This window comes from Actinoplanes sp. NPDC048791, from assembly GCF_040650095.1.
Lineage (GTDB): Bacteria > Actinomycetota > Actinomycetes > Mycobacteriales > Micromonosporaceae > Actinoplanes.
Window position 1 is genome coordinate 1 of sequence record NZ_JBEZGQ010000088.1, and the last position, 15,859, is coordinate 15,859.

At 69.4% G+C, this 15,859-nt stretch carries 18 protein-coding genes, 2 pseudogenes and 1 riboswitch; of the genes and pseudogenes, 6 read left to right on the plus strand and 14 right to left on the minus strand.

Annotated features, from left to right (window positions below; all coding sequences use genetic code 11):
- Positions 1 to 139: 139 nt before the first annotated feature.
- Positions 140 to 985 (plus strand): alpha/beta hydrolase, encoded by an 846-nt coding sequence (locus AB0C29_RS09740; RefSeq protein ID WP_360817757.1) that lies wholly within the window; start codon positions 140 to 142, stop codon positions 983 to 985.
- Here AB0C29_RS09740 and AB0C29_RS09745 read toward each other — a convergent pair.
- The gene (locus AB0C29_RS09745; RefSeq protein ID WP_360817760.1) at positions 951 to 1,274 is read right to left on the minus strand and encodes a DUF3817 domain-containing protein; all 324 of its coding nucleotides are present in this window, start codon (positions 1,272 to 1,274) and stop codon (positions 951 to 953) included. The genes AB0C29_RS09740 and AB0C29_RS09745 overlap by 35 nt on opposite strands.
- A 91-nt stretch (positions 1,275 to 1,365) precedes the next feature.
- Here AB0C29_RS09745 and AB0C29_RS09750 point away from each other — a divergent pair, with 91 nt between their 5' ends.
- Positions 1,366 to 2,841: a glutamate--cysteine ligase gene (locus tag AB0C29_RS09750; protein ID WP_360817801.1), complete on the plus strand. Its 1,476-nt coding sequence runs from the start codon at positions 1,366 to 1,368 to the stop codon at positions 2,839 to 2,841.
- A 408-nt stretch (positions 2,842 to 3,249) separates the two neighbouring features.
- Positions 3,250 to 3,975, plus strand: a complete 726-nt coding sequence (locus tag AB0C29_RS09755) for a peptidylprolyl isomerase (RefSeq protein ID WP_360544057.1) — start codon at positions 3,250 to 3,252, stop codon at positions 3,973 to 3,975.
- Positions 3,976 to 4,125: 150 nt separating this feature from the next.
- Here AB0C29_RS09755 and AB0C29_RS09760 read toward each other — a convergent pair whose 3' ends face one another.
- Together AB0C29_RS09760 and AB0C29_RS09765 are read right to left on the minus strand one after the other, a co-directional pair.
- Positions 4,126 to 4,707, minus strand: a complete 582-nt coding sequence (locus AB0C29_RS09760) for an ATP-dependent Clp protease proteolytic subunit (protein ID WP_360817763.1) — start codon at positions 4,705 to 4,707, stop codon at positions 4,126 to 4,128.
- A 116-nt stretch (positions 4,708 to 4,823) separates the two neighbouring features.
- Positions 4,824 to 5,051 (minus strand): annotated as a pseudogene (locus AB0C29_RS09765) (helix-turn-helix transcriptional regulator); the annotation flags it as partial.
- Between the two features lie 90 nt (positions 5,052 to 5,141).
- On the opposite strand from AB0C29_RS09765, the gene AB0C29_RS09770 reads away from it, so the two are divergent.
- On the plus strand, positions 5,142 to 5,585 hold the full coding sequence (locus AB0C29_RS09770; protein WP_360817803.1) for a GNAT family N-acetyltransferase: 444 nt from the start codon (positions 5,142 to 5,144) through the stop codon (positions 5,583 to 5,585).
- A 168-nt stretch (positions 5,586 to 5,753) separates the two neighbouring features.
- On the opposite strand, the gene AB0C29_RS09775 is transcribed toward AB0C29_RS09770, so the two are convergent.
- The 8 genes and pseudogenes from AB0C29_RS09775 to AB0C29_RS09810 form a co-directional block, all read right to left on the minus strand.
- The gene (locus tag AB0C29_RS09775; RefSeq protein ID WP_360817766.1) at positions 5,754 to 7,004 is read right to left on the minus strand and encodes an IS701 family transposase; all 1,251 of its coding nucleotides are present in this window, start codon (positions 7,002 to 7,004) and stop codon (positions 5,754 to 5,756) included.
- An 86-nt stretch (positions 7,005 to 7,090) separates the two neighbouring features.
- A pseudogene (locus AB0C29_RS09780) lies at positions 7,091 to 7,962 on the minus strand (IS5 family transposase).
- A gap of 15 nt (positions 7,963 to 7,977) precedes the next feature.
- The gene (locus AB0C29_RS09785; protein WP_360817769.1) at positions 7,978 to 9,378 is read right to left on the minus strand and encodes an ATP-binding protein; all 1,401 of its coding nucleotides are present in this window, start codon (positions 9,376 to 9,378) and stop codon (positions 7,978 to 7,980) included.
- Between the two features lie 2 nt (positions 9,379 to 9,380).
- Positions 9,381 to 9,740, minus strand: a complete 360-nt coding sequence (locus tag AB0C29_RS09790) for a hypothetical protein (protein ID WP_360817772.1) — start codon at positions 9,738 to 9,740, stop codon at positions 9,381 to 9,383.
- 345 nt (positions 9,741 to 10,085) lie between these two features.
- Positions 10,086 to 10,823, minus strand: a complete 738-nt coding sequence (locus AB0C29_RS09795) for an aminoglycoside phosphotransferase family protein (protein WP_360817775.1) — start codon at positions 10,821 to 10,823, stop codon at positions 10,086 to 10,088.
- Between the two features lie 42 nt (positions 10,824 to 10,865).
- Positions 10,866 to 11,645 carry a phytanoyl-CoA dioxygenase family protein gene (locus AB0C29_RS09800; protein ID WP_360817778.1) on the minus strand — a complete coding sequence of 260 codons (780 nt, stop codon included), beginning with the start codon at positions 11,643 to 11,645 and terminating at the stop codon, positions 10,866 to 10,868.
- A 63-nt stretch (positions 11,646 to 11,708) separates the two neighbouring features.
- On the minus strand, positions 11,709 to 12,023 hold the full coding sequence (locus AB0C29_RS09805; protein WP_360817781.1) for a multidrug efflux SMR transporter: 315 nt from the start codon (positions 12,021 to 12,023) through the stop codon (positions 11,709 to 11,711).
- Between the two features lie 11 nt (positions 12,024 to 12,034).
- Positions 12,035 to 12,097, minus strand: a riboswitch (guanidine-III (ykkC-III) riboswitch).
- Between the two features lie 361 nt (positions 12,098 to 12,458).
- A complete protein-coding gene (locus AB0C29_RS09810) occupies positions 12,459 to 13,154 on the minus strand; it encodes a hypothetical protein (protein WP_360817784.1) in 696 nt (231 codons plus the stop codon).
- A gap of 102 nt (positions 13,155 to 13,256) precedes the next feature.
- Here AB0C29_RS09810 and AB0C29_RS09815 point away from each other — a divergent pair, with 102 nt between their 5' ends.
- Complete coding sequence (locus AB0C29_RS09815; RefSeq protein ID WP_360817786.1) at positions 13,257 to 13,781, plus strand: hypothetical protein; 525 nt, start codon at positions 13,257 to 13,259, stop codon at positions 13,779 to 13,781.
- Here AB0C29_RS09815 and AB0C29_RS09820 read toward each other — a convergent pair.
- Complete coding sequence (locus tag AB0C29_RS09820) at positions 13,778 to 14,260, minus strand: AAA family ATPase (RefSeq protein WP_360817789.1); 483 nt, start codon at positions 14,258 to 14,260, stop codon at positions 13,778 to 13,780. The genes AB0C29_RS09815 and AB0C29_RS09820 overlap by 4 nt on opposite strands.
- A 32-nt stretch (positions 14,261 to 14,292) precedes the next feature.
- Between AB0C29_RS09820 and AB0C29_RS09825 the strand changes: the two genes are divergently transcribed.
- Positions 14,293 to 14,907 (plus strand): LysE family translocator, encoded by a 615-nt coding sequence (locus tag AB0C29_RS09825; protein WP_360817792.1) that lies wholly within the window; start codon positions 14,293 to 14,295, stop codon positions 14,905 to 14,907.
- A gap of 30 nt (positions 14,908 to 14,937) precedes the next feature.
- On the opposite strand, the gene AB0C29_RS09830 is transcribed toward AB0C29_RS09825, so the two are convergent.
- Both AB0C29_RS09830 and AB0C29_RS09835 read right to left on the minus strand, forming a co-directional pair.
- A complete protein-coding gene (locus AB0C29_RS09830) occupies positions 14,938 to 15,453 on the minus strand; it encodes a pyridoxamine 5'-phosphate oxidase family protein (protein ID WP_360817795.1) in 516 nt (171 codons plus the stop codon).
- Positions 15,444 to 15,859 (minus strand): HAD family hydrolase (locus AB0C29_RS09835; RefSeq protein ID WP_360817798.1); only part of this gene is annotated, 416 nt, incomplete at its 5' end. The genes AB0C29_RS09835 and AB0C29_RS09830, both read right to left, overlap by 10 nt.

The window sequence follows — 15,859 nt, forward strand, 5'->3', positions numbered from 1 at the left end:
CCCCAGGCCCACCGCGAGCAGGGCCTAAGCTGCGACGAAAGTGCCGAATCTGCGCATCGTTGCCTCCCTGAGGGCCTCAAGACAACGATCAGTCTCGATGTGATGCTTCGTTCTGTAAAGGCCGGGTAACGCCAGGGTCATGTTCGACGGCTTCACCCTGGACCACATCGACGTCGGGGCGGCGACCCTGCGGGTGCGCCACGGCGGCAGCGGCCCGCCGGTCGTCCTGCTGCACGGCCATCCGCGTACGCATGTCACCTGGCAGCAGGTCGCGCCCGCCCTGGCCGCGGAGCACACCGTGGTCTGCCCGGACCTGCGCGGCTACGGCCGGTCGTCGAAACCGCCGGCGGGCGACGACTTCTCCGGGTACGGCAAACGGGCCATGGCGGCCGACATCGTGGCACTGATGGCCCGGCTGGGACACGAGCGTTTCGCCGTGGCCGGGCACGACCGTGGCTGTTACGTGGCCATGCGGCTCGCCCTGGACCATCCGGCGGCGGTGAGTCAGCTGGCGGTGCTTGACGGCGTACCCATCGGCGAAGCCCTCGCCCGGGCCGACGCCCGTTTCGCGGCCCGGTGGTGGCACTGGTTCTTCCTGGGCCAGACGGCGAAGCCGGCGGAACGGGTCATCAACGCCGACCCGCACGCCTGGTACGGCCTCGGCGACACCGTGCCGCCGGAGGAACGCGAAGCGATCTACGACCCGGCGACCGTGCACGCGATGTGCTGCGACTACCGCGCGGGCCTGCGCGGGGACCGTGCCGCCGACGACGCGGACCGGGCCGCCGGCCGGCGGATCACCTGCCCGACGCTGTTCGCCTGGTCGACCCGCGACGACCTGGAGGAGCTCTACGGCGACCCGCTGGCGATCTGGCGGGAATGGGCCGACGACGTGCAGGGGGTGCCGATCGAGAGCGGCCACCACATGGCCGAGGAGAATCCTCAGGCGCTCACGACTGCGCTGCGGGCTCTGCTACTGCGGTGAGCAGGCCCCGCGAACGGGCCCAGCGCTCGAACACCACGGTCGCGAACGGCGGGATCGAGCAGACCAGGGCGACCAGGGCGACCCACCACTTCCAGCCGGCCACCCGGGCCTGCACCACGGTGACGGCCAGGTACGCCATGAAGAAGGCGCCGTGGATCGGCCCGGCGATCTGCACGCCGATCTCATTGCGCACGACGACGTACTTGAAGAACATCCCGATCAGCAGCGCTGCCCAGCTGCACGCCTCCGCGATTGCCACGGCGACGAAAAGGGCAGGTATGCGACGCACGCGGAAACCTCCGGAGTGGTTCGACGCGTTCTTCTGATGCGCCGACGGGTTGTCCACGAGATCATAGATGCAGGCAGAGGGGCGGTGCGCGGTGGGCGAAGAGGTCGACCAGAGGACATTCACCCGCGAGGACAGATCGCAGTACCGGCAGAAGATCAGGCGCAGTCTCGACGTCTTCGCCGCCATGCTGCGCGACTCGCGCTTCGATTTCGAACGGCCGCTGACCGGCATGGAGGTGGAGCTCAACCTGGTCGACGACAACGCCGACCCGGCGATGCGCAACGCCGAGGTGCTGCGGGCCATCGCCGACCCGGACTTCCAGACCGAGCTGGGCCAGTTCAACGTCGAGATCAACGTGGCGCCGCGGCGGCTGGCCGGCGAGGAGAACGCGGATCTGGAACGCGAGCTGCGGGCCAGCCTGAACAACGCGGAGCAGCACGCCCGCAGCGTCGGCGCGCACATGGTGATGATCGGCATCCTGCCGACGCTGCGCAAGGAACACATGACCGCCGACTCGCTGTCGGCGAACCCGCGCTACAAGCTGCTCAACGAGCAGATCTTCGCGGCCCGCGGCGAGGACCTGGACATCCGCATCGACGGCATCGACCGGCTGGCCGTCACCACGGACACCATCGCGCCCGAGGCGGCCTGCACCAGCACCCAGTTCCACCTGCAGGTGAGCCCGGACCAGTTCGCGGCGTACTGGAACGCGGCCCAGGTCATCTCCGGCATCCAGGTGGCCCTGGGCGCGAACTCGCCACTGCTGTTCGGCCGCGAGTTGTGGCGCGAGACCCGGATCCCGCTGTTCGAACAGGCCACCGACACCCGCTCGGAGGAGATCCGGGCCCAGGGCGTACGCCCCCGGGTGTGGTTCGGCGAACGCTGGATCACCTCGGTCTTCGACCTGTTCGAGGAGAACGTGCGCTACTTCCCGGCGCTGCTGCCGATCTGCGACGAGGACGACCCGGAGCAGATCCTCCAGAGCGGCGACACCCCGGAGCTGAGCGAACTGCGCCTGCACAACGGCACGGTGTACAGGTGGAACAGGCCGATCTACGCGGTGGTCAAGGGTCGCCCGCACCTGCGCGTGGAGAACAGGGTGCTGCCGGCCGGCCCGACGGTCGTCGACACGGTGGCCAACGGGGCGTTCTACTACGGCCTGGTCCGGATGCTGGCCGAGGCGGAGCGTCCGATCTGGACCCAGATGTCGTTCAGCGCGGCGGAGGAGAACTTCCACTCCTGCGCCCGGCACGGGATTGCGGCGTCGGTGTTCTGGCCCGGGCTGGGGTATGTGCCGGTGTCCGAGCTGGTGCTGCGTCGTCTGCTGCCGCTGGCGAAGGAGGGGTTGGACAAGTGGGGGGTTTCGGCGGGTGAGCGGGACAGGCTGCTGGGGATCATCGAGCAGCGCTGCTTGACCGGGCGTAATGGGGCTACTTGGCAGGTGGAGACTCTGCATTCGCTGGAGGGTGAGGGGTTGGATCGACAGGCGGCGCTGCACGAGATGTTGCGGCGGTATCTGCCGCCGATGCACGAGAACATTCCGGTCCATGAGTGGCCGGTGTCCTGATCGGCGCTTTGTCTCGCCTCGTCTTGGTCTCGCCTCGTCTTGGTCTCGCCTGTAGTCGGCTGGTCTCAACTGTGGTCGGCTTCGTCTTGCCTGGCCGTCGGCTTGCTTCACCAGGCGATCGGCCTTGTATCGCCCGGCCGTCGGCTGGTGTCGCCTGTCGTCGGCTTGGTGTCGCCTGTGGTCGGTGCCGGTGGGTTGGCTTGGCTTGGGCGGCCGGCGTTGGCGATTGCCCGGGATCCCGCTGTGGGACAGGCGCCCTCTCATCCAATCTGAGTCCGGCCGGTGTGGCTTGGCTTGAGCGGGCGGTGCCGGCGGGTGCCCGGGATCGATCCCGCTGTCGAACAGGCGCGCCGTCATCCGGTCCGGGGGTGGCTTGACGTATCCAAGTGGATCGATTAGACCGGGGAGATGATGAAGCGACGTCTGGCGTTCGTCCTGGTCTCGGTGTTTGCGGCTGGTGTGGTCGGTGCCGCCCCCGCTGCCGCGCACGGCACCGATCCCACCGCGCCCACCAAGGGGCCCTGTGCGTACACGCCCACGCCGGACGATCCCGCTGTGCGACCGGTGCCGCTGCCCCGCGATCCGCGGCACACCCCCGATCGCGGCACCGTGGACGTGCTGCTGAAGACCAACCTCGGGCCGATCCCACTGGAGCTGGACCGCGCCCAGGCGCCGTGCACGGTGCAGAGCTTCGTGCACCTGGTCCGGCACCGGTTCTACGACCGGACCATCTGTCACCGGCTGACCGCGTACCCGACGCTCCTGGTCCTGCAGTGCGGCGACCCGAGCGGAACCGGCTCCGGCGGCCCCGGATACCGCTACGGCGACGAGCTGCCCACGGACCTGCCGCCCGCGCCGACCGACCCGACCGGCGAGCGCAAGGTGTACGCCCGCGGCGTGCTGGCCATGGCCAACGCCGGCCCGGACACCAACGGCAGCCAGTTCTTCCTGGTCTACGGCAACTCGGCGCTGCGGCCGAACTACACGATCTTCGGCAGTGTCGAGCGGAGCGGACTGCGGACTCTGGACCGGGTCGCCGCCGGTGGCGTGACACCGACGGCTGAGGATCCGGCTCCGTTGGACGGGCCGCCTGCGCTGCGCACTGAGATCCGCCGGGCTACGGTGCGTCGCTGAGTAACGCGGTTACCGCCGTCGCGGTCGCGGTTGCCTCGCTGGATCAGGGGCCACCGCGGCCGCTGCCGCCTCATTGAGTCACTGGGCCACCGCGGCCGCCACCACCTCTCTGAACCAGGCGGCCAGCTCCGCCGCTATCGCCTCGCTGGGTCAAGCGGCCACCGTGGCTGCTTCGCTGATGACCTCGTCGATCAGGCCGTAGGCCACGGCCTGCTCGGCGGTGAACCAGCGGTCGCGGTCGGAGTCGGCTTCGACCTCGGCCATCGTGCGGCCGCTGTGGCGGGCGATCAGTTCCTGGACCTTGCGCTTGACGTACAGCATGTTCTCGGCCTGGATGGTGATGTCCGCGACCGTGCCGCCGAAGCCGCCCGACGGCTGATGCATCATGATCCGCGCGTGCGGTAAGGCGAACCGCTTGCCGGCGGTGCCCGCGGTCAGCAGGAACTGCCCCATCGAGCCGGCCATGCCCATGGCGATGGTCGCCACGTCGTTCTTGATGAAGCGCATGGTGTCGTAGATCGCGAGCCCGGCACTGACCGAGCCGCCCGGCGAGTTGATGTAGAGCTGGATGTCACGGCGCGGGTCGGCGGCGGCGAGCAGGAGCAACTGCCCGCACACCAGGTTGGCGCTCGCGTCGGTGACCTCGGTGCCGAGGAAGACGATGCGTTCGGCTAGAAGTGCGTCGTAGAGCTGGGTGCCGAAGGGAGCCTGGTCGGTCTGCATACGACCCATCCTGCGGCGCGCCTCGGGGGCCGGCGACGATCTCTGCCCTGGGCAGATCTGCCCTGGGCATAGCCGCAGGTCACGCGCATTCTGGGGGCGCGTACGGGGGTGGTCACCGGAGTGGTGCGGAGCAGCTCGGCGCGTACCTGCTCGAGCAGGTCGGTCAGCGGCAGGCCGAGGGCGGCGCAGATGCTGGCGAGGATCTCGGAGGAGGCTTCCTTGCGGCCACGCTCGATCTCCGACAGGTACGGCAGCGACACACCGGCCGCGTCCGCGACGTCCTGCAAGGTGCGACCCTGCTGGTGGCGCAGGCGCCGCAGCACCGTGCCGATGGCTGACCGCAGGAGCGACATCGCACCCTCCTCCTCTGGCAAGACCCCAGTCTAGGGGCATCCTGTGTCCCCGCCGGGGTCGCCGGATACTCGGTTGTCTGCTCGCGCCGGCTGCGGCAACGTGCACGAGATGGTCAGGAGCAAGGCGACGGCGATCGCGAGGAACGCTGGCGCGCACGGCTGGCCATCCCGGGCTCGTGCAACATCGTGGCGATGATCGACGGCAGGCCGGTCGGAATGGCCAGCGGGGTGCCGGCCGATCAGGACCGGCTTGTCGAACTGATCTCGATGTACGTGGCCCCGCCGGGACGCGGCCGCGGCGTCGGCGACCAGCTCGTGCGCGAGGTGGAGCAGTGGGCCAGGCAGGCAGGCGCGGTGACGTTGCGGTTGGCCGTGGTGGAGGGGAACGGCAATGCCTGGGCGCTCTATCGGCGGAACGGCTTCCGTGACACCGGGGAGCTCGGTGACCTCATGCCTGACGGTGTCCGCCGTGAGCACGTCATGACGAAAAGCCTCGTGGATGAGGGGCCGGCCGACGCCCTCGGTCGGGACTGACCACGGCTCTGCTTGCCGGGCGCGCCGCGCTGCGTGGTCTAGTAGGGCTTTGTCATGGTCCGGGTCCCGCGCGCCGTAGGCGTTGCGGGAACCGGGTTTGGCAGGTCGGGCAGGTGCCGATGAGGCGGGCGAGCAGGTGTTGCAGGCGTCGGAGTACGGCGTAGAGAGTCATTCCGGCGCACGGGTTTTTGGGTCCAGGCGTTGCAGGGTCAGAAACGCGTGGGCGGCCGAGACCAGGGTGGTGTGGTGGTGCCAGCCTTGCCAGGTGCGGCCCTCGTAGTGGTCCAGGCCGAGCCCGGTTTTGACTTCGCGGTAGTCGTGCTCAATGCGCCAGCGAAGCTTCGCCAGCCGGATCAGGGTGCGCTTGGCGGTGGTCGCGGGCAGATTCGACAGCCAGTACTTGACCGGCTCGGGCTCATCGGCCGGCCATTCGGCGATCAGCCACGCCTCGGGCAGGTCCTGGCCCAGATGCGCGGAGCGGATGGCCGGGCCGGCCGGGCGGACCCGTTGGAACACGAATCTTGAACTCATCGGCACCGGCCGGCCGTTGCGGCGGCGTGAGCTGTCGCGCCAGGTCACCCGTCGTGCGGCTTTCTCGCCGGCTTGCAGGAGCAGGTCGCGGACCGTGGGCGCGGGTTGCCGGTAGATCTTCTTCGGATACGGGCCGTCACCGCAGTACGGCACCGTCGTGCGTTCAACCTCCAACGGGTAGGCGGTGATCGTGTGTGCGACCTGCATCGCGTAGTCGATGCCGCGTTCGGCGAGGGCCTGGCGGAACTCGCCGGCGTCGCCGTATCCGGCGTCGGCGACCAGCACGCTCGGGCGCAAACCCCAGCCGAGCAACTCATCGATCATCTCCAGGGCAAGCCGCCATTTCGGCCGATGCCTGACGGTGTCCGGGATCTGCGCCCGCCGGCGCCGATGATCCACGTCCTCGGTCGCCTTCGGCGATGCCGGATCCCAGGCCTCGGGCAAGAACAGGCGCCAGTCGACCGGACAGGACGCGGTCTCGGTGACCAAGCTGACCGACACCGCGACCTGGCAGTTAGTGATCTTCCCGGCGGTGCCGGTGTATTGCCGGGCCACACACGGCGAGGCTTTGCCGTACTTGAGCAGGCCGGTGTCATCGATCGCCCACGCCGGGCCCGCAAGGGCTACCTGCATCCGTTCGGCGATCCGGCGACGCACCGGCGCCACATCCCACGGGCTGTTGGTGACGAAATGGTTCAACGCCTGCTCATGCGGCCCGGCAAGCCGGGCCGCCATCGGCTGGATCGACTTCCGCCGCCCGTCCAGCATCAACCCGCGCAGATAATCTCCGGCCCGACCCCGCCACAGAACGAACCTCAGCGACCCGAACACATCGCTGACGTACTCACCGAGATCATCACCGAGACGCTGCACCGCAACGGTGTCCATCACTCAACGACACCAACATCAACCCATACCTGTCACCGTCACCCACCCGAAGGGTGACAAAGCCCTACTAGGGCCTGTCCTGCCGATCATCGGAGCCATATCAGGGCGGCGATGAGCAGCAGTGATGAGCGGTAGAGGGCGGCGCGTTTGGCGTAGCGGGTGGCCAACGCCCGCCATTGCTTCAACCGGTTGAAGCAGCGCTCCACGACGTTTCTCTGCCGGTAGATCTGCTTGTCGAAGCCCGGTGGGCGTCCGCCGCGGCTGCCCTTGGCAGCCCGACGGGCGACCTGGTCGGCGCGCTCCGGGATGGTGTGCGCGATGCCGCGACGACGAAGAGCCCGGCGGGTCGGGTCATGCGCGTAGGCCTTGTCCGCGATCACCATGTCCGGCTTCTTCCGCGGCCGTCCCGGCTCGCCGTCGTGCACCCGGATCGCGTCCAGCAGCGGCACCAGCTGCGGGTTGTCACCGGCCTGACCCGCAGTGAGCAACACCGACAGCGGCCGGCCACGCCCGTCGACCGCGAGGTGGACTTTGGTGCTCAGCCCGCCGCGGGAGCGACCCAGCGCTTCACCATCCTGCGCCGGTATCGCGATCCCGCCGGCCGATCCCCCTTTTTGTGGGCTCCCGCGGCGTGCTGATGAGCACGCACGACGCTGGAGTCCACACTGATGACCCACTCGACCGGCCGACCGTCGTCATAGACCTGCGCCCTCGCCAATATCGCGTCCCAGGTGCCGTCATCGGTCCACCGGCGTAGCCGTTCATGGCAGGTCTTCCAGGGCCCGTAACGGTCCGGAAGGTCCCGCCACGGCGCCCCGGTCCGCAGCTTCCACAAGATCCCATTGATCACCTGACGGTGATCGCGCCACCGGCCTGACCTGCGGCCCGGCTCCGGCAACAACGGCTCGATCACCGCCCAGGCCTTGTCCGTCAGCTCACCACGCCCAACACCCGACACATCAACCAGAACTGATCAACTGATCGGCAGGACACGGCCTAGTCCGGCACCCATGACGAGCTTGCGGGTGTGGTCCTGAATATCACCGTCTTTCTGTCCTTTGCCCGCAGTGAACAAGTAACCGATACGGGTGGGGTCGTCCGGTGCTTTCCATCGTCCAACCGAATAGCCGCGCGCGTATCCGAAGCCGAACAGCACGCCGGTCAGCAGAAAAAGCGCGACCGCGGCGGGTGGAAACACCCCGCCGAGCAGCGCCGCGGTCACCCCGAGAAGCACACTGCCGGCCAGCCCGAGGCGGTACATCGGCGCGAGCTGGCGAAGCTGCCAGAATGCGATGGCCTCGTTCGACCTACGGGAGCCGAGGAACCCGAGCCAATGCTCCACCTCCGCCGGAATGAAGCCGTCGGACGGCGCGTCGTCGCCGTCCGGTCGAGCGGCGACCCGGGTGAAGATGGCGGTGATGGTTCGTTGCAACAGATGCTGCTCGACATCTCCGGGCGTCCGCAGCTCGAGCAGATCGGTGACCCGGCCGGTGTATTCGTCCTCGACCGCATACACGGTCTTGGCCAGCCAGGCGTTCAACGGCTTTGACAACGCCGTACGCGCGGCGGGGGCAGCGGCCAGTCCGCCGGAGAGTGCCTCCCAATGCGGCCGGGCCAGCGGCGGCACCTTGAGCATCAAGAACCGGCCTACCTCGTCCGCGCTGACCGGGTCGAGTTCGATGACCGCGGCGTCGGGCACGGCATTGTCGAAGTACCGCGAATTGGTCGGCGTCCGCACACCGGTGAGGACTGCCCGCTTGCCGGCGGTGAACTGCCGGAACGCCTCCGACGCCAGGTGTTGTGCGCTGGGGGCGATTTCGTCGAAGCCGTCGAAGATGGGGACCAGCCGCCCCTCGACGATGTCCTGGAGCGCCCTGAGGTGCTCCATGTCGTGCAGGCCGTACTCGTCGCGCAGCATTCCGGAGATCCAGACCGCGAGCCGCTGCCGGGTCGGCATCCAGGAGCGCAGTCGGAGCAGAACGGATGGGCAGTTCTCCGCATCCAGGCGGTGCATCAGCGAGTATGCGAGCGTCGTCTTGCCGGACTGTGAGTCACCGAAGATCACCAGCCGGCCACCACCGCAGATGTGCCGGGCCAGGTCGGCTTCTTTGGCCAGCTCCCCTTCGTTGTCGCCGAGCCGGTGCCATGGCACCCGCATCTGCCCCCAGTCGACCAGGGCCCGAAGTTCGTTGTCGGCGTATGCACGGAACTTCTTGGTGAGCGACGCTGTGACTTCAGCTTCGTCGGGCACCCGCTGCGACGGCGGATGGAAGTGCTGATGGATACCGCCGTGGAGGATGCCCGAGATGGCGATTCCGCCGTCGCTGGCGGTCGCGTTCCCCGATTGCTCGACGGAGGACCGCGGGTCACCCACCGTCAGCCGCGATGCTCGATGCCGGTGTTGGCCACCGATGCCGGTCCATCGGCTCGGGCGTCACCGGATCGGATGACGGTGGCTGGGCCCGCCGGCCCACCACCGCGGACTCCGGTGTTGGCACTGCCGCCACTGGTTGCCGTCGCGTTCCCCGAGTCCTCGACCCAGACAGCGCCTGACGGTGGCGATGCGGGCAGCAGGTGCGGACCGAAGAAGGCCACCAGCGCGACGACGACGCCGATGGTGCTGGCCAGCTTGTCAGCCTTGTCGAGGCCGACGATGGCGAAGTAGACGATGAGACCGGCCAGCAATGCGGCGAAGACGATGCGACCGGCCAGAATGAGGCGACTGCGGCGGGACATAGGTACGAAGTCTACTGACCAGGGTCAACAGAAAGTGATCATGTGACTACCTGATCTTTGGGCGTTGGGTGGCAGACGACAACTTGCAAATCAGCCACCAGCGACCGCCATCGATGAAGGTTTCCGCGAAGCTCAGCGCCGTTGTCGACCACATAGGTCCGGTACGACCGGGGGCCACCGCCATATCAACGCCAAGCAGGCGTGGGCACCCGGAAACCTCCGACGGCGTCCGGGACGGCGGTCGAGACGGTCACGACGTCGAGTCGACAAGGCGGACTCTGATCCAGCCCGGCCAATCGCGGTCCTCCCAGCCGATCGCCTCGCAGCGCAACAGCACGAGCCGGTTCACATCCGAGCTTTCAGGACGTCGAATTCGCAGCCCGGCGAGGACGGATCGAAGCCGTGCTCGACCAGCCAGCGGACCGCCAGCAAACTCCGCAGCGACCACCACGCCTCGATCACGTCGAGGTCCACGTCCATGCCATACCCGGCGACGACATCAGCCAGACGCTCCTCATGCCCGAGCGTCAGCGTGGCCAGATCATGCAGCGGATCACCCTGCGCCGCCTCCGACCAGTCGATCACGCCGGTGAGCTCATCACCATCGACGAACACGTGGGTGATCTGGAAGTCGCCGTGGACGAACTTCGGCGTGTACGACCGCAGCGCAGCCTCGGCGATCTTGCGGTTGCGTGCGATCAGGTCGGTGGGAAGTACGCCGTTGGCGAGCAGCCAGGCGCATTCGGATTCGAGGTCCGCTGCGATGTCGTCGACCTTCCGGCCGGGCCAGGGTGGCAGTGGGGCGTCGTGCAGCTTCCGGGCGGCGGCCCCCGCCGCGGTCCACGCGGCCGGGGATGCGGTCGACGGTTCGCCCAGGACGCCGAGTGCCTGGCCGGGGACGGCCGCGATCGCCAGTACGGGAGGCTTGCGCCAGAGGACCTCCGGCGTCGGGATCGGCGCCAGGGCCATCGCCTCGACCTCGACGTCGGTACGCGTCCGGTCGGCGTCGATCTTCAGGAACACGTCGCCGACGCGCAGGGTCGCGCGTTCGCTGTGGGCGACGACGACCTTGACTTCTTCCACGCCGGCGATTGTCGTGGGACGACCACCGGCGCCGCCACGTGTTTATCCGCGGAGCTGCACGATGGAGGTCGCCATCATCCGGGGCTCTTCGCGAGCGTTGGGAGCGGCGGCGTGCAGGGTGTCGCAGTGCATGACGAACGAGTCCCCGGCGCGCCCGGTCAGTTCGACGACGCGTAGGTCCACGTCGCCGATGCGGACGCCCTCCACCATTGCGCGACGGATGCGTTGTCCGGGTGTTGTCGTGGCCGCCGGTTCCCATAGTTCTCGCAGCCAGACGTGCGCGCCGAGCGCCTGACGGACCTGGCTGGGATGCGGGGCCTTGCCGGTTTCGACGCTGTACCGGGTGACCAGGTGGTGCGAGCCGGTGACCACCAGAGTGCCGCCCCCGCGGGCCGGCACGTCTTGCAGGATCGTGAACAGCTGGAGGGCGCGTACGGGGGTTCCGGGTCGTAGCGGAACGAAATCGTTGTGCCAGGCGCCGCCGGCGGGGAGAGTCCACAGGCGGTCCGAGGCGGGGAACGTGACCAGCAGCCGGCCCCATCGTCGTGGTTCCTGCCAGCACCCGACGCCGAGAAGATCGTCGAGGGCGGCGCGGACCCTGGTGCTGCCGAGCGCGCGGAACGCCGGCGCTCCGGTCACGGCGCGCAGGCCGGTGGCCGGGCCGGCGGTCCAGGTGTCCGGGCGGTCCCGGACGGCTCCGTGGTTGTGCAGATGGTCCCAGATCCGCTCGACCATGGCTGCCGCATCCTTCGGCGCGATCGCCCCAGGGAGGCGCAGCAGCCCGGTGTCCCGGAACTCGGAGAGTTGATCGTCATCGAGCATCGAGCCGCTCCCTTCGGCGCGCCGGCCCCCGCATGCCCATGGTGAGACAACCGGCCGCCGCTGTCAGTGGGTCGCCTTGAGGCCGATCACCCCACCGATGATCATCGTCAGGAAGACGAACTTCAGCAGTGAGGCCGGCTCCTCGCCGGTGACCATGGCGTAGGCGACGGTCAGGACAGCGCCGATCCCCACCCAGACCGCGTACGCCGTGCCGATCGGCAACGTGCGCATCGCGTACGCCAGGCCCGCCATGCTCGCGATGATCCCGACGAAGAACACCACCGACGGGCCGAGCCGGGCGAAGCCCTGGCTCCGGCCCAGGGCCGTCGCCCAGACCGCTTCGCACACACCGGAGAGCACAAGAATGAACCAGGACATCGAAGTCCTCCCGCGCGCCGTCTTGTCGCTGACCGGGTACGGCACCCTCGTCCGGGAGCTCACCTGAGCTCTGCCCCCAGGCTACATACGCGGACAGAATGGTGCTGTGGGTGTGACAACCGAGTACGGCGTCTCACCGGCGGCTGGACCTCCACCATGCTCCACCTGACCGGGGAAGACGGCGAGCAGGCCGGCGCGCGGGCCCATCTCATGTCCTGGCTTCCCGGGCGCCTGTGCCTCGACGGCGCCAGCGACGACGTCCTGGAAACCGTGGCCCGGACCCTCGCCACCATCCACCGCTTCGACCCGGGACTGGACCGGCCACGGGAGGACCAGTCGTGGGCCCCACCCGCCAAACGCGTCCAGCCGCCATGGGCGCAGCGGCAGCCGCTGTGGCGGGCGGCATTCGAGCTGCTCGGACAACCTGCGCCGAGCTCAGACGACGTAGGGCTGCCACGGGAAGCGGACCGCGAGCGTCGGGTCGCCGTCCAGGAAGGCGACGAAGGCCCGGACCACCTCGTCGATGTTCACCACCTCCGCGCGGAAGTGCTGATCCGGTACGCCGTCACGCCGTTCCAGGACGTACCAGCCCGGCCGGGTTCCCGCCTGCGCCCCGTAGCCCGCCTGGATGTACCAGCCGTCCGCCCGCTTCAGCACCGCGAAGTGGTTGTCGGCCGACAGGCGCACCAGCACCCGCCGTGCCAGCTCGGCGTCCGGGTCCCGCACGGGGCGTTGGAGGGCGGACGTCAGCTCGAACCGCCAAGCTTCGCGGGCCGCCGTACGCAATTGGTTGGCCTGGGGGTCGTAGCAGTTGAGCCCGTGCTCCTCGGCCAGCTGGGCCGCCCAGGCCGAGACCTCCTCGCAGCGGCTCCACACCATCGGGAAGTACACCAGCGGGCCGCCGGCCTCGTTCATCAGCGGGGCGGTCGACCAGGGGCTGTCGTCACCGGCGTCGGTGCCGATGTCCGGGTAGCGGTCCAGCAGGGCCCGCACGTAGGCCACGATCCGTGCCGTGGGCTCGGTGTTGTCGGCCGACCCCACGTAGCGGTCGTACAGGAGCTTGAACTCCGCCGCGGCGGCCAGGTCGTTCGCCGGGCGATCGCCTTCCCACACCGCAAGGTCGTATGACATGGCGCAGGACTCTACCCAGTGCCGGGGCCGGGTGGCAGTAGCCTGGACGGGTCAGCCCGGCCGGCACCGAGCAGGTAGGCGCTGACCGCAGGATGAGGTCCCTTGCGCAGTGAAGTGTTGTTCCTCGGCGGCCGGGCCGGCGTCGGCAAGACCAGCGTCGGCACCGAGATCCACGTGCGGTTGTCCGCGCGGCAGGTCCGGCACTGCCTGATCGAGGGTGACAACCTCGACCTGGCCTATCCGCCGCCGTGGGAGCACGGCCTGGCCGAACGCAACCTGGCCGCCATGTGGGCCAACTACCGCGTCCTGGGCTACCGGCGGCTGATCTACACCAACACGGTGAGCGTCCGCTTCGTCGACGCGCTCACGACGGCCATGGGCGATGATCCGCGGGTCACGGCCGTCCTGCTCACCGCCGACGACGGTACGGCGCGGCAGCGGCTGGCCCGGCGCGAGATCGGCACCGCGCTGCAACGCCACGTGGAACGCAGCGACATCGCGGCGCGTGAGCTGGCGGAGCTGAGCCCGGAGTGGGTGCACCGGATCGCGACCGACGGGCGCCCGGTGGCGGACCTCGCCACCGAGATCATCGAGCTGACCGGCTGGGCCGGCGACCCCTCGAACTAGGCGCGCAGCAGCGCTTCCAGCTGCCGTACGACCTCATCGACCGGGGCCGTCGCGTCGATCTCCGCGGTCGCGGTGGCGCGCAGCAGCGGTTCCACGTGCGCCAGGTGGTCGAGGACCGCTGCGCGTTCCGCGGGGCTCTTGCCGTACGGGTTGTCGGTGCGCGCCGCGATCCGGGCCAGCAGCACCTCCGCCGGCGCGCTCAGCAGCACGACGTGGTCGAACCTCGGGTAGAACTCGCCCTGGTTGGACTTGCAGCCGGCCACGAACAGGTCACCCGGGCCGCTGAGCAGCTCCGTCATCTCCGGCTCGCGCCAGATCCAGTCCGCCGAGCCGTCCGGCAGCGTCACCCAGCGGCTCCACCGGTCGGTGTCCGTGTCGACCGTGCGGTGGCCGTGCGCGCCCAGGGCCCGCAATGCCGTGGACTTGCCTGTCCCCGACATGCCGGTGATCAGGATCTTGGCGGTGGGGCGCGGGGTCATGGGCAGAGCGTACGAGGCGATAGCGTTAGCCGGTGACGGTGCTGAGCAGTCTCGGGTCCTTTGTTGTCGTGGTCGGGTTGTTGACGCTGACGCCGGGCATGGACACCGCGCTCATTCTGCGTACCGCTGCCGTCGGCGCCCCGCGCCGCGCCTGGGGTGTCGTTCTCGGCATCCAGAGCGGCACCCTGGTCTGGGGTGTGCTCACCTCGGCCGGCATCACGGCCCTGCTGACCGCCTCGCGGCTCGCCTACGACGTCCTGCGGTGGGCCGGCGCCTGCTATCTGATCTGGATGGGCCTCTCGATGCTGTGGGCCGCCCGCCGTCACAGGGCTGAGCCGCAGGCTGTCCCGGAGGCGCCGGGGTTTCGGCGCGGGCTGCTCACCAACCTGCTCAATCCGAAGATGGGCGCGTTCTACGTCGCCCTGCTGCCGCAGTTCATCCCGCCGGACGTGGCGCCGTTCGCCTTCGGGGTGCTGCTGACCGGCGTCCACATCGTCCTGGGCACCGCCTGGTCGGCCGTCCTGGTCGGGCTCGCGCACCGGCTGCGTGTCCTGCTGCGCCGGCCGGTGGCCCGTCGCGTGCTGGACCGGATCACCGGCACCGTCATCACCGCCTTCGGACTGCGGCTCGCCCTGAGCAGCACCTGACCGGCTTGACCAAGCCCCTGACCGGCGTGATTAAGAAACAGCCCGCCAGACCTGCCGGGGTGCGACGCCGTCGCGGCGCAGCCAGTGCTCGGTGTAGACGATGCGGTCGGCCGGGATCACCACGAGCGGTCCCGTCGGCGGGTCGTCCAGCGAGCGGGACCGTTCGACGTGATCCGACTGCCAGCGCACCGCCGGCCAGTACCGCGCGAAGTCCGGGTCCGGCTCGGTCAGCACCCGCGCCTGCCCGAAGATCTGCGCCCCGCGGCTGCTGGCCTGGCCCACCAGCGGCGCGAAGACGCCGACCGAGACCCGCGGGTCGGCGGCGATGTTGCGCAGCTTCGGCGAGCCGGCCGCCGCGGTGAACACCAGCGTGAAGTCCAGGTGGAAGTAGCGCACCGGGGTGGCCAGCGGCCCGCCCGGTCCCGTCGTGGCCAGCACGCACATGTTCTGCGACGACAGCAGGTTCAGCAGGCGTTCCTCGAGGCGCGGCCGGTCCAGGCGGGCGGTGGGCGCCGGGCCGGCCAGCCAGGGGTTGGTCACGGGCATGAGTGATCTTGGCAGATCAGCGGGAGCAGCGTCGAGAGGTCGTCGACCGTCAGCTCCGGCACGTGGGTGTCCGGGTCGTCGCGGTACGCCGCCGCCGACGGATAGTTGGCGTTGGTCACCAGGATCGGGCGCATCCCGGCTGTGGCGGCGCCCCAGTGTTCGCGGCTGCCGCCGTCGCCCACGTACCAGCACTGCTGCGGGAGGACGCCCAGGCGGTCGGCCACTGTGGCGTACAGGCGCTGGTCCGGTTTGCGGTAGCCCTCGCGCCAGGAGAAGACCGCCGCGTCGATCAGGGGTGCGAACGGGGTCGACGGCCAGCTCTCGTACAGCTCGCTGCTGCAGTCGGAGATCAGCCCCAGCCGCAGGCCGCGCTCGCGCAGGGTGCCCAGCACCGCCAGGACGCCGG

Coding starts and splice junctions, on each gene's coding strand:
- AB0C29_RS09740 (WP_360817757.1), top strand. CDS start 140: ATGTTCGACGGCTTCACCCTGGACCACATCGACGTCGGGGCGGCGACC.
- AB0C29_RS09755 (WP_360544057.1), top strand. CDS start 3,250: ATGATGAAGCGACGTCTGGCGTTCGTCCTGGTCTCGGTGTTTGCGGCT.
- AB0C29_RS09760 (WP_360817763.1), bottom strand. CDS start 4,707: ATGGGTCGTATGCAGACCGACCAGGCTCCCTTCGGCACCCAGCTCTAC.
- AB0C29_RS09775 (WP_360817766.1), bottom strand. CDS start 7,004: ATGGACACCGTTGCGGTGCAGCGTCTCGGTGATGATCTCGGTGAGTAC.
- AB0C29_RS09790 (WP_360817772.1), bottom strand. CDS start 9,740: ATGTCCCGCCGCAGTCGCCTCATTCTGGCCGGTCGCATCGTCTTCGCC.
- AB0C29_RS09800 (WP_360817778.1), bottom strand. CDS start 11,645: ATGCTCGATGACGATCAACTCTCCGAGTTCCGGGACACCGGGCTGCTG.
- AB0C29_RS09805 (WP_360817781.1), bottom strand. CDS start 12,023: ATGTCCTGGTTCATTCTTGTGCTCTCCGGTGTGTGCGAAGCGGTCTGG.
- AB0C29_RS09810 (WP_360817784.1), bottom strand. CDS start 13,154: ATGTCATACGACCTTGCGGTGTGGGAAGGCGATCGCCCGGCGAACGAC.
- AB0C29_RS09820 (WP_360817789.1), bottom strand. CDS start 14,260: ATGACCCCGCGCCCCACCGCCAAGATCCTGATCACCGGCATGTCGGGG.
- AB0C29_RS09830 (WP_360817795.1), bottom strand. CDS start 15,453: ATGCCCGTGACCAACCCCTGGCTGGCCGGCCCGGCGCCCACCGCCCGC.